This window comes from Hafnia alvei, assembly GCF_900095695.1.
GTDB classification, from domain to species: Bacteria; Pseudomonadota; Gammaproteobacteria; order Enterobacterales; family Enterobacteriaceae; genus Hafnia; species Hafnia alvei_B.
In genome coordinates this window covers 36,000-48,839 of record NZ_FMIQ01000080.1, presented here as the reverse complement: position 1 = coordinate 48,839, position 12,840 = coordinate 36,000, and the positions used below count along the sequence as shown (strand labels likewise).

Here is a 12,840-nt window from a genome sequence, read left to right as displayed (position 1 = left end):
CCACCTTACTTTTCACTGGCCTGAGGAGCGGGTTCGCCGTTACGCAGGAAATAACCGACGTCCTCTTCAACTTCTTGCATCGCCATTAGCGCATCCAGCGTATCTTTGGCTTCGGCCTCATCGAGAATGCTCATGGCAAAACCGACGTGAACCAGCACCCACTGACCAAGCATCTCTTGAGGTGAGCCTTCGCATACCAGCGCGATATTGACTTCGCGCTTCACGCCACACACGTCAACCATTGCCATTTGATGTATATCATCGCCTACGGCAACGACCTGACCTGGAATTCCTAAGCACATACGTTTGTCTCCAACCATGCAAGCCAAGCATCCATTCCTTCACCGCTGGTGGCGGAAAGTTGGATAACGGTGATCTGTGGATTAACGCGTTTCGCATTGGCAATGCAGGCTTCAACGTCAAAATGCAGATACGGCAGCAGATCGATTTTATTAATAATCATCAGCGAAGAGGCGGCGAACATATGTGGATATTTCAGCGGCTTATCTTCGCCTTCGGTAACGGACAGCACGGCAACTTTATGACGTTCACCAAGATCGAAGCTGGCTGGACACACCAGATTACCCACGTTCTCAATAAACAGCAGGCTACGGTCTGGCAGGTTCAGGCGATGCATTGCATCGTGCACCATTTGTGCGTCTAAGTGACAGCCTTTGCCGGTGTTCACCTGAATAGCAGGAACGCCGGTGGCGCGAATACGCTCTGCGTCATTGGTGGTTTGCTGATCGCCTTCAATCACGGCGCAGCTGTATTGATCGGCAATACGCTTGAGGGTTTCCGTCAGCAGCGTTGTTTTGCCTGAACCGGGGCTTGAAACCAAATTCAGTGCGGCAATATGCTGCTGGGTAAAGTGCTCACGGTTGTGCTCGGCCAGATGGTTATTTTTGCCGAGAACGTCCTGCTCAATTTGCAGCATACGGCGTTGAGTCATGCCGGGCGCATGGCTACCCGCCTCGCCTTTACCGTAGTGCAGATCGTTATCTTGCTGTTCTGGCGTAAATTTTTCGTCGTGTTTATCGAGATGCTTTTCTAGGCGCTTTTCTGCGTGCTTATTTTTGTTCTTATTCTTGTGTTTATGCTTGTGGTCGTGAAGATGCAGTTCGGCATCAGAGGCAAGTACGTAGTTATAGTGATGATGATGTACGTCGCCGGTGTGATGGTAATGGTGGTGCACCACTACGGTCTGAGGATGTTCACTCTGCGCGTGCTGATGTTGATGCCCATGATGATGACCGTGTTCATGGTTCTGCTCATGTTCATGATGATGGTGACCATGTTCGTGGCTGTGATCATGACCGTGTTCATGGCCATGGTGGTGATCGTGATGGTGTCCATGCTCATGATGATGGTCGTGATCGTGATGATCGTCGCCTTCAATGCGCTGTTCGCCAGCCGCGCAACCGCAAGTAGTACACATAAATTCTCTCCCGAAAACTATTCGATTTCGATTTGTTTGATTTGCATGCTGTCGCCGCTGTCCACGCGCAGATTATGGCTCTGGCAATGTGGGCATCCTGCGTCATGCGCTGATACGGTAATGGCCTGGCTACAATCCCAGCACCAAGCTTGAGCTGGTTGGGTTGTGATGTGCAGTTCACATCCCTCGGCTACGCTGCCACGGCAGACGATTTCAAAGCAAAAATGTACGGCGCTCTCTTCAATACATGAGAGTGCGCCAATCTCCAGCCATACACCGGTCACGCGCTTCACGTTGTTGGCTCGAGCCTGCTGTTCGATGATGTCAAATGCGCTCTGGCATAGGGTTAGTTCATGCATAGTTGTTATCTTATTTTTTATGGCGGGCATATCCTCGGTGAATACACACCGTGGCACCTTGATTACCGTCATTAGATGGCTGATTGATAGCATTGTGATGGCGCAACATTTACGCCTTTGCGATCGCCCTCGCATCCCATCGCTGAGCGGCGGCAATGACCGCCTGCCCTAACGCCAGAGCACCATCTCCAGCGGGTAATGCTTGCGGAAGTAATAGCGTGAATTCAGCCAAATTTTGCTGTAACAGCTCGCGTAACAAACGGTTATGCAAGACCCCGCCAGCCATTACGATAGTGCGGCAGTTCGCTGCGTTCGCATGAACACGCACCAAATCCGCGAGTCCGCCGGCCAATGCATAATGAAATGCATAGGCGCGATCTTCGGGGGCGGCCTGCCAACGGAGCCATTGTTGCCAGAAAACGGCCATATCGAGATTGTTGTGTACATCCAGCGGCAATGAGACCGGCGGGTGTCGTTCCTGAGCCTGCTGTGCCAAGGCTTCTAAGCGACAGGCGGCTTCACCTTCAAAGCTGATCGCTTCTGAGCAAATGCCTAATGCCGCTGCCGCTGCGTCAAATAATCGCCCTGTGGATGACGCCAACGGGCTATTGAGTCCGCGCTCGATGGCCCGTTGTAAAACTTGCCATGGCTGAGAAAGAATAAATTTGGCTTCTGGGTAACTCTGCCAGTTGGGGACGAAGCATAGCAACTGCGCCAGCAGGTTGCGCCATGGCTGACGAGCGGCCAAATCACCGCCTGCCAACGCAACGGCGGGTAATCCCCCCAGACGCTGCATTTGGCGATAATCCACGCGAAGGCACTCACCGCCCCAAAGGGTATTATCTGCACCAAAACCAATGCCATCGAGCGCTAGCCCAATCAGCGGCGGCGTATCTAAAGGAATACCATGCTCAACCATGCAGGCTGCAAGATGAGCGTGATGATGCTGAATGGGTAAACATTCAACGTTCAGTTCTTGAGTCTGTTGCTGAGCAAACTGGGTGCTGACGTAGGCCGGATGCATATCACAGGCGATCGCTTCAGAACTAAACTGATAAATTTGGTGCAGCAATGTCCATGTTTGGCTGAACTGTTGTTGGACTCTTTCATCGCTTAAATCGCCGAGATGCTGGCTGAGCACGGCCCGATTGCCTTTTAACAGACAAAACGTATTTTTCAGATCGCCACCGACAGCTGCCACGGCAGGCAACGGCTGGAAACTCTCTGGTAAATCAATTGCGTCCGGTACATAGCCTCGCGAGCGGCGTAGCATTTCGCCGCCATGCGGTTGCCAGCGAATGACGGAGTCATCAACGCGTTGGATGATATCTCGGTTATGCAGCAGCCAAATATCTGCGATATCGGCCAGATCGTGCAGCGCCTGCGAATTGCTTAATGCGGGAGGCAAGCCATTGGCATTGCCCGATGTCATCACTAAGGGGCGCCCCACTTTTTGCATCAATAGATGATGCACGGGGTTCGACGGCAGCATGACGCCAACTTCATCCAATTGCGGCGCAATGTCATCTAATACCAAGGTGGATTTTGGTAGCAACACAATGGGGGCGGCAGGGCTGCTAAGTAGCTTGAGTAAGTCGTCTGAGACGTTATCTCGGCAATAGGCGCGTACCCAGCTTTCATCGGGTAACATGACGGCTAGTGGCTTGGCCGGTCGGCGCTTGCGCTGGCGCAGAAGCTGCACCGCGTGCGGGTTTGACGCATCGCAGGCCAGATGGAATCCGCCGATGCCTTTAATCGCCGCAACGCCGCCGTTAAGCAATACATCAATCACTTCCTTCCACGCGTGCGCGCCAATAAAAGGCTGCCCGCCAGCGCTATTACAGCTCCACAGATGGGGGCCGCAGGCGGCACAGGCCGTTGGCTGGGCATGAAAACGCCGGTTTGCCGGGTTTCGATATTCTTGATCGCAGGTGGGACACAGCGGAAAAATCGCCATCGCGGTGAAAGGGCGATCGTATGGCATACGTTGAATAATGGTAAACCGTGGCCCGCAGTGGGTGCAGTTAATAAACGGATAGCCAAAGCGTCGATTGGCTGCATCGCTCATCTCGCGCAGACATTCAGGACAGGTCGCAGCATCGGGCACAATTTGGGTATCCATTTGGCCCTGACCGCTTTCAATAATACAGAACTCATGGGGCAGTTCACCACCGAGCCATTCTTGCTTACTGATCGTGTCAATGCGCGCCAGCGGTGGGCACTCCTGACGTAACAGGTGACAGAAGTGTGCGATATCTGCGGGTAAACGTAGGGCGATTAATACGCCTTGGGCATCATTACTCACTTCGCCTTGCAGCTTAAGCCGTTGAGCCAGTTGCCAGACGAATGGGCGAAAACCAACACCTTGGACTTTGCCTTTTACTCTCAGCAAGATTGCGTTCTGACTCAAGGTGGCTCCTGAAGACTACGTCATATCAAAGATGACTATTTTCCGTATTTAAACGATAAACATCTTTGATGTGGGGCAGCGAGTGTGCAAAAAGGATTAGTAAAGTGAGTATTTTCTTTATCACCTCTCCCATAAAGAGAGAGGTGACAGTAAAAGAGCTAACGATTAGGCATGAACCATCATACGTTCAGCGTCTTCAACATGACGACGCAGGCGTGATTTCATTTCGTTATAGGTCTGAGAGGCGTAATTCTCTGCCCAATCCTGATCGATGATTGGCTCAACGCGAACCGCACAGTATTTGGTTTCTGGCGTTTTAGAAACGGGGTCCAGATTATCCTGAGTCAGCTCGTTGCATGCGCCAATCCACCACTGATACGTCATATAAACTGCACCTTTATTGATGCGTTCGTTGTAGTTACAGCGCGAGATCACTTTGCCACGGCGAGATTCAACCCATAGGATTTGCTGATCGCAAATTCCCATACGTTGGGCATCTTCAGGATGCATCTGCACAAAACCCGGTTCATCGGCCAATGTTTGCAGCGCGGCACAGTTACCGGTCATGGAGCGACATGAGTAATGTCCTACTTCACGCACGGTACACAGCACCAGAGGGAACTCTTCGTCTGGGATCTCGGCCGGAGCACGCCACGCGGTCGCGAACAGTTGACCTTTCCCTGTCGGGGTGTCGAAATGGTTGTCTTTATACAGATAAGGCGTGCCAGGGTGATCGAGCGTTGGACATGGCCACTGTACGTGTCCCATTTCCCCAATTTTTTCGTAGGTTGCGCCGTAATACAGCGGGCACAGCTCGCGCAGTTCATCCCAGATTTCTTCATTGCTGTTGTAATGCATCGGATAGCCCATCTCGGTGGCCAGCAGGCTGATAATCTCCCAGTCACGCTTAACGTTGCCTTTCGGCTCGATGGCTTTTCCGAAACGTTGGAATCCGCGGTCGGCGCAGGAGAAGATCCCGCCGTGTTCGCCCCAGCTGGTGGCCGGTAAAATAACGTCGGCTTGCTCAGCGGTTTTGGTCATGAAGATGTCTTGCACCACCACAAACTCTAAGGCGTCAAAGCCTTTGCGCACGAGGCCTAAGTCGGCTTCGGTTTGCAGAGGATCTTCGCCCATGATGTAGTAGGCTTTCACTTTGCCTTCAAGAGCTAAGTGCGGCACTTCAGTAATGCGATAGCCGACGTTAGGGTCCATATCGTCGGCATTGATGCCCCATGCTTTGGCAAATTTGGCGCGAATTTCTGGGTTTGTCACCGACTGATAGCCTGGGAATTCGTTAGGCAATACGCCCATATCACAGGCTCCTTGTACGTTGTTTTGACCACGTACAGGGCCAACGCCCACGTCAGGACGGCCTAAATTGCCGGTCAGTAATGCCAAACCTGATAAGCCTTTCACCACGTCAACGGCTTGACCAAACTGAGTGACGCCCATCCCCCACATAATGGTGGCGGAAGGTGCCGCCGCGTAGGTGCGCATGGCTTGGCGAATATCCTCGGCGGGAACGCCAACCAGTTTTTCGACGGCTTCTGGGCTGTAGTCGGCAACGATTTTGCGATACTCCTCGAAGCCTTCGGTGAAATTAGCCACGTAGCTTTTGTCGTAAAGATTTTCTTCAATCAGTACGTGGGCAAAAGCATTCACCAGCGCCATATTGGTGCCATTGTTCATTTGCAGATGCTGATCGGCAATGCGCGCTGTTTCTATTTTTCGTGGATCGCAAACGATGATTTTGGCGCCTTTTTCTTTAGCCTTAATCACGCGACGCGCCACGATAGGGTGGGAGTCCGCGCAGTTATAGCCAAAAACTAGCAGGCATTTGGAGTTTTCGATATCGGTGATGGAGTTGCTCATAGCACCGTTGCCCAGCGTTTGTTGCAAGCCAGCAACCGACGGGCCGTGGCAGACACGCGCACAGCAGTCAACGTTGTTATTGCCGGTCACTGCGCGAGCAAACTTCTGCATCACATAGTTGGTTTCATTGCCTGTTCCGCGTGAGGAACCGGTATGCATAATCGATTTCGCGCCGTATTTTTGTTTGATTTCTTTTAGGCGCTGCGCGGTATAGCGGATGGCTTCATCCCAAGAGACCACTTCAAATTTTCCGCCTTTTTCTCGGCGGATCATTGGCTCATTCAAGCGCGGCGTTAGCAGTTTTGTATCGTTGAGAAAATCCCAGCCAAAATAGCCCTTCAGACAAAGCTCACCCTGATTGGTGACGCCGTTTGCGCCTTCGGCACGGACTATTTTACCGTTTTCAACACAAAGGTTGATTTTGCATCCTGCGCCGCAGTAGGGGCAGACGGTGACGACTTTACTTTTCACAACGTCGAGATTATTGACAACGATTGAGTTATTCACTGTAGGTGAATTCATAACGAGACCTTACCCCGAACCGGGGATAATGAATGGTTGTTAATCAAGCCTTTTGGTTTTGAAGTCGCTGCAAGTAAACGGCAACTTCAATCAATAGGATTTAAAACTGCATGAGATGAAAGCGTTAAAATGTGAAACCGTTAGAACATGAAATCGATTGTGGTATCGAGCGCTGCACGACGGCGTTTTTCATTGATCATGTCTTGCATAGCATTGCGGTCGATAAGCTTTAATGCATTGGTTGGACAGGTTTCAACGCACGCTGGGCCATTAGCGCGAGAGTGGCACAGGTCGCATTTGTTGGCTTCAGCCTTAGAGGAAACCATCATGGCGGAGGCGCCGTTTTGACGAACGACCGGAGAAGTGATCACTTCCATGGTGCCGTATGGGCAAGCAACCACGCAGGTTTTGCAGCCGATACATTTTTCCTGTGACACATAGATGAAATCTTTCTGACGGGTAATGGCACCGTTTGGGCAAACGTTGGCACAAGGGGCATCTTCGCACTGGCGACACAGGATCGCTGTGCTGACGTTTTCCCCTTTAATAACGTGAATGCGTGGGGTGAAGTTGTCTTTGGACAGGTTGTGAAGTTCGCTGTCTTCACGGTGAGCCATGACGCAGGCGACTTCACAGGTACGGCAGCCGATACATTTTTTAGGATCTGCAATGACGAACCGGTTCATCAATTAACTCCTGATTTCTCATTATATTTAGTGAGGCAGAAAGAACCTGCCTATGCTCAGATTGCTTATCGGTACTAGTAAGCACACATCATGCCAACTGTATTTGAACGGGTGTTTTTTTGTTTTAAATTAGAAGGTTGCTTTCTAATCTGATTTTTTAAACGCAAAAAATAGCGCGCTGAATTGCCAGCTCGACAGGGAAATTCGACATAAGTGTCGAATAATTTGCGCGATACGACATCGGCAACATTATCGTTGGAATGGAGATCTCACTCGTTGATCTTGGCGGTGATAATGGCAGGTGCTGATTTGATAAAGGGACGGGGGTGCCACTTTAGGTCTCTGAACTCGCGGGTGTTAGCGTTCTTAAAATGAGAATCCAAGATGATAAAAATGCCCAACGTGGTGGATTAAATCACGTTGAGCATATGTTTCAGTAAACGACCTACCTCTAACCTTCCGCCGTTTCTCGCAGACGACGTTTGATATTGTCGTATTCGCGAACGACGTACTGTTCGGCCTCATCCTGATCCTTGATGGCATCTACCGCGACGGCACAGTATTTGTACTCTGGCGTTTTGGTAATTGGGCTCAGGTTTTCTGCGACCAGCTCGTTACAGGCACCGATCCACCATTGATACGTCATATAGACCGCACCTTTGTTTGGACGGTTGCTCACGTTGGCGCGGGTAATGACTTTACCCTGACGTGAACGAACCCAAACCAGTTCCTGATCGCGAATGCCAAAGCGTGCGGCATCTTCAGTATTGATTTGGATAAAGCCAGGTTCGTCTGCCAGAGCCGCCAGCGCTTTACAGTTACCGGTCATAGAGCGGCAGCTGTAGTGACCCACTTCACGTACGGTAGCCAATACCATTGGGAATTCGTCGCTGACTTTATCAATCGGCGGACGCCATTCGCAGGTGTAGAACTGTCCTTTGCCGTTAGGGGTGTCGAACTTGCCGCCTTCATACAGATAAGACGTTCCTGGGCTTTCGAGCGTTGGGCATGGCCATTGAATGTAGGCCAGATCGGCCATTTTTTCATAGGTCGCGCCGTAGTAGATCGGACACAGTTCGCGAAGTTCGTCCCAGATTTCCTGCGTATTGTTGTAGTGCATTGGGTAACCCATCGCGGTGGACATCAGGCTAATGATCTCCCAGTCGCGTTTAACGTCACCCACAGGCTCTACGGCTTTGTAGAATCGCTGGAAACCGCGGTCAGCTGCGGTGTAAACACCTTCATGCTCGCCCCACGACGTTGCAGGGAACACCACGTCTGCAATGGCGGCGGTTTTGGTCATGAAGATATCCTGAACAATCAGAATATCCAGCTTCTCAAAGGTACGACGGATCGTCGCCAGATCCGGTTCGGTCTGTAATGGATCTTCACCCATGACGTAGTGCGCTTTAATCAGACCGTGGTCGATGTTATGCGGCACTTCGCTCAGCGCGTGGCCGATATGGGCTGGCAGGGAAGGAACGCCCCACGCCTTGGCAAACTTCTCGCGGGCAGCTTCATCAGTGACATACTGATAACCCGGATAGGTGTTTGGCAACGCACCCATATCGCAAGCACCCTGAACGTTATTTTGACCACGAACAGGACCCACACCCACGTGTGCTTTACCTAAGTTGCCGGTCAGCAGCGCCAAGCTGGTAAGCGTACGAACGGTTTCGACACCCTGATAGAACTGGGTAACGCCCATGCCCCACAGAATGGTTGCCGTTGGTGCCTTGGCATACATACGTGCGGTTTCACGAATCATCTGCGCGCTGATACCGGTGGTTTCTTCAACCGATTCTGGCGTATACGGCAAGACCAGATCGCGGAAGGTTTCAAACTCTTCGGTATGCTGTTGGATGAATTCACGGTCATGAAGGTTTTCTTCAATGATGACGTGAGCCAGCGCATTCAGCAGTGCGATGTTAGAACCGTTTTTAAGCGGAACATGAATGTCGGCGATGCGCGCGGTTTCGATGAAACGCGGGTCGCAAACAATAATTTTAGCCCCTTTCGCTTTCGCCTTAATAATACGGCGAGCCACGATAGGGTGGGAGTCTGCGGCGTTATAACCGAAGACAAAAATGCATTGGGTATCTTCAATCTCAACGATTGAGTTACTCATGGCGCCGTTACCGACCGATCGCTGCAGACCTGCAACCGAAGGGCCGTGTCAGACGCGCGCGCAGCAGTCGATATTGTTAGTACCGATCGTTGCGCGAGCAAATTTTTGCATCACATAGTTAGTTTCATTACCAGGACCGCGGGAAGAACCGGTGGTCATGATGGCATCTGGGCCGTATTTTTCTTTTACAGCCAGCAGGCGGGAGCTTGCGAATTCAATCGCTTCTTCCCATGAGACGTTTTCCAGCTTCCCACCGCGTTCACGGCGGATCATTGGTGACTTCAAGCGCGGAGTCAGGATTTTAGTATCGTGGATAAAATCCCAGCCGTAATACCCTTTCAGGCACAGCTCGCCTTGGTTCGTCACGCCATTCGCACCCTCAGCGCGAATGATTCTACCGTTATCGACCACCAGATTAATTTTGCAACCTGATGCGCAATAAGGGCAGACCGTGATGACTTTCTTCATCAACATTGCTCCTATTTTATGCGGCCGGAAGGGACACAATCCGGCTCGTATACATACCGCTCAGCAAGCCGAGCGTTATTTAATGTTTATTCATCTTATTTATATGCATGTACTGTGCCAGTTTTATACCCCTTGTGGGTGATGGCTAATACGTTGAACTATAAGGGCTCAGGGGATAGAGGCGTGCTGATCGACATCATCAAAGCGGTGACGAGTTCGACAGTTTTGTCGAAGTGAGGAGTAACGTTTGTGGATTTTAGATGTGGTGTAAGGTTTCGAACGCCAGTCACCATCCATACTCCCATGTTTTGGAGGCGTAGGCGTCCGACGAAAGGTTGCTGGCGCGCAGCCTCTCGACTCTCGCGCTTATCACCGAGTTGCTTGGCCGACCAGTCTCGGAGCGTGCATCCTTGCACGCCCTCAACCTTTCACCAGCATCCTTGCTGGTGAATCTATAACGAACTTTTTCAACACGAAAAAAGCAAAACAATATTATTTTTGTTTTTTTCAGGGGTAAGCCTTGGGAGAAAGAGTCGCCGATACAGGGATATATCGGCGGGCGGAATCTTGCACATTTCTAACATGGAGTTTGACGGTTTACCCTTGGCTACTCACCCCAAACTCATCCTCGTAGGCCACCAGCAGTTCAAATCCGCCCTGATCGCCCCAGTTATTCAGACGCTGATAAACGGTTTCAACGGCGTCTTTCACCGGCTGCATCATCGGGGCATAAAATGCGACGATAGCGGGCTGAATACCCACAAAGGTGATATCCGGTACATCTTCACGCAGTTGCTCAATCAAATAGCTCAGCGGCAGATTATGGGTAGTGACGATAAACAGCTCGGCAATATCTTTTTCGTCGATGATGCGGATCTCGCCGGGTTCTAATCCCATTTCGGTGGCATCGACGATGATCAAACGCTCTGGTTTCATCTCACGGATCGCGTGGGAATAACTTTCCGGCGAAGTGCCTCCGTCGATGACGGCCCAACCAGCGACAGGATGGTCAGTGACCTTTTCGGCCAACAATGGCCCTGCGCCATCGTCACCCATCATGCTGTTGCCAACGCATAACAATAGATTCTTAACGGGGTGAGCACTCTCTTCTAAAAAACTAGCCATCGCGTCTTTTCACCATCAGATAGATTGCGGGTTCATTTTCGATCATCTGCAGCGCAGCGATCAGTGCGTCTGTCCATGTCTGCTCTTGCTCATTCATCTGCGGACGTGCTTTATCTAAAGCGCAGGCCAGCAAATGTGTGTGCGTGCTATCGATACAGATTTCGCCATAGCGCGGAAGTCCTTCCAGTTTGCGGCGTGCCGTACTCTCTTCCGGCAGCTTGGCTACCCACGCCCGATACCCCGTCAGTGGACATTCCAAACAGGTTTTCAGGCAGTCGATCACCCCAAGGTGATGGCCAATCGCGAGGCTGTAATAGATAACTTCTTTCGCTTCCTGCGGAGTTCTGTCCTCATCTTCCTTTTTTTGCACGAATTTACGGCTAAGGGAGTAGAACACAACCATCGGGTCTTGTTCGTGATAAGGCTGATTACGGGCGTGGTCAGTCATTAGAAATTGCCTCCGCGAGCAGCATCATGGCACACCGCCTGCAGGCGAGAGATGATCTCGGTTAGGCGAGGATCATTTTCGTGGGCTAAAAATTGCGCCACGCGTGCTTCAACGGTGAGATCGTTTTGCTGAGCGAGAAGATCCATAAACTTATCGGCGATCTGGCGGCCATAGCGATAACCCGACATACGACGCGCTTCACGATCGATCATAACGCGCAGCTGCTGTGGGATCGCCGGATGCAAGATAGCGGCCTGCTCATCTTCAGCCTGCTGGTGGTGTTCGCCTTTCAGTTTTTGATCGAGCAAACCCAGCGCCATGGCAAAACCATAAATGGTGGCAGCAGGGGTTGGCGGGCAACCTGGGATGTAAACGTCAACCGGAACAATTTTGTCCGTGCCGCCCCATACGCAGTATAAATCGTGGAAGATGCCACCGCTGCAGCCGCAGGCACCGTAGGAGATCACAATTTTTGGATCCGGTGCGGATTCATACGCGCGGATCGCTGGAATACGCATTGAACGGGTCACCGCGCCGGTAAATAGCAAAATATCGGCATGACGCGGCGAAGGAACGACCTTGATCCCAAAGCGTTCGGTATCAAATAACGGCGTTAGCGCAGAGAAGATTTCGATTTCGCAGCCGTTACAGCCGCCGCAGTCCACGCGGTAAACGTAGGCTGAGCGACGAATATCCTTCAGCAGCGTGCTTTTAAGTTTAGCAATCTGCTCATCGACGGTGATGGGTACCGGTAAACCGTTGGCGTCGCGTGGGCCGATAATCGGTGAGCCATCGGCTGGCTGTTGAGTAATTATTTGGCTCATTGTGCCGCCTCCTGTGTCAGGTGACGTCCCAGCGTGATACGTGCTGAGTGGGTAATGTTGTTTTTACGCTTACAGTTGGGGCAGGTTTCAAACTGCGAGCGGCGTTCTTCGGCCTGCTCTTCCGTTAAATTGCCCGCCTGAACCAGTAATGCCATAGCGTAGTCGATCTCTTTTTGTGCCGCGTAAGGCGCACCACATTCAACGCAGTTGCAGACTTTGAACTCAGCGGTTTGGAACAGATCGCTTTTGTTCCATACCGCCATTTCAAACTCTTGTGACAATTTGATAGCCGTCGTTGGGCACACTTCTTCACAGCGCGCGCAGAAAATACAGCGGCCAAGATGTAATGCCCAAGTGCGCGTACCTTCACGCGCATCGGTTTCCATGGTTAGCGCATTGGCCGGACAAGCGGCAGTGCATGCGCCACAGGCGATGCACTGTTCTGGATTGTATTCAGGTTTCCCGCGAAAGTTCGGATCAACCTGCATTGGCTTGGCGGGATAAGCCACCGTCGCATTGCGATGCTTAAACGCCGTTTTTAATAATTTCAGCATGGGTAT

The 12,840-nt window shown here is 51.5% G+C and carries 11 protein-coding genes; all 11 read right to left on the bottom strand.

Annotated elements, in window-relative coordinates:
* Nucleotides 1–5 precede the first annotated feature (5 nt).
* The 11 genes from hybG to BN1044_RS21025 all read right to left on the bottom strand — a co-directional run bounded on the left by hybG (nt 6) and on the right by BN1044_RS21025 (nt 12,834).
* Nucleotides 6–302: a hydrogenase maturation factor HybG gene (hybG, locus tag BN1044_RS21080; RefSeq protein WP_072310317.1), complete on the bottom strand. Its 297-nt coding sequence runs from the start codon at nt 300–302 to the stop codon at nt 6–8.
* A complete protein-coding gene (hypB, locus tag BN1044_RS21075) occupies nt 293–1,438 on the bottom strand; it encodes a hydrogenase nickel incorporation protein HypB (RefSeq protein ID WP_072310316.1) in 1,146 nt (381 codons plus the stop codon). The genes hybG and hypB overlap by 10 nt, the downstream gene beginning before the upstream one ends.
* Nucleotides 1,439–1,455: 17 nt before the next feature.
* Entirely contained in the window at nt 1,456–1,797 is a 342-nt protein-coding gene (gene hypA, locus BN1044_RS21070; protein ID WP_072310315.1) for a hydrogenase maturation nickel metallochaperone HypA, read from the bottom strand.
* 109 nt (nt 1,798–1,906) lie between these two features.
* On the bottom strand, nt 1,907–4,207 hold the full coding sequence (gene hypF / locus BN1044_RS21065; protein WP_072310314.1) for a carbamoyltransferase HypF: 2,301 nt from the start codon (nt 4,205–4,207) through the stop codon (nt 1,907–1,909).
* Between the two features lie 165 nt (nt 4,208–4,372).
* On the bottom strand, nt 4,373–6,601 hold the full coding sequence (gene fdhF / locus BN1044_RS21060; protein WP_072310313.1) for a formate dehydrogenase subunit alpha: 2,229 nt from the start codon (nt 6,599–6,601) through the stop codon (nt 4,373–4,375).
* A gap of 140 nt (nt 6,602–6,741) precedes the next feature.
* A complete protein-coding gene (hydN, locus tag BN1044_RS21055) occupies nt 6,742–7,287 on the bottom strand; it encodes an electron transport protein HydN (RefSeq protein ID WP_072310312.1) in 546 nt (181 codons plus the stop codon).
* Between the two features lie 451 nt (nt 7,288–7,738).
* The gene (gene fdhF / locus BN1044_RS21050; protein WP_081329639.1) at nt 7,739–9,883 is read right to left on the bottom strand and encodes a formate dehydrogenase subunit alpha; all 2,145 of its coding nucleotides are present in this window, start codon (nt 9,881–9,883) and stop codon (nt 7,739–7,741) included.
* A gap of 597 nt (nt 9,884–10,480) precedes the next feature.
* Nucleotides 10,481–11,008: a hydrogenase maturation peptidase HycI gene (hycI, locus tag BN1044_RS21040; RefSeq protein WP_072310310.1), complete on the bottom strand. Its 528-nt coding sequence runs from the start codon at nt 11,006–11,008 to the stop codon at nt 10,481–10,483.
* Nucleotides 11,001–11,456: a formate hydrogenlyase maturation HycH family protein gene (locus BN1044_RS21035; protein ID WP_025801580.1), complete on the bottom strand. Its 456-nt coding sequence runs from the start codon at nt 11,454–11,456 to the stop codon at nt 11,001–11,003. The genes hycI and BN1044_RS21035 overlap by 8 nt, the downstream gene beginning before the upstream one ends.
* The gene (locus tag BN1044_RS21030) at nt 11,456–12,280 is read right to left on the bottom strand and encodes an NADH-quinone oxidoreductase subunit B family protein (protein ID WP_072310309.1); all 825 of its coding nucleotides are present in this window, start codon (nt 12,278–12,280) and stop codon (nt 11,456–11,458) included. Before BN1044_RS21030 ends, BN1044_RS21035 begins: the two co-directional genes overlap by 1 nt.
* A complete protein-coding gene (locus tag BN1044_RS21025) occupies nt 12,277–12,834 on the bottom strand; it encodes a formate hydrogenlyase complex iron-sulfur subunit (protein WP_072310308.1) in 558 nt (185 codons plus the stop codon). The genes BN1044_RS21030 and BN1044_RS21025 overlap by 4 nt, the downstream gene beginning before the upstream one ends.
* Between the last annotated feature and the right edge of the window lie 6 nt (nt 12,835–12,840).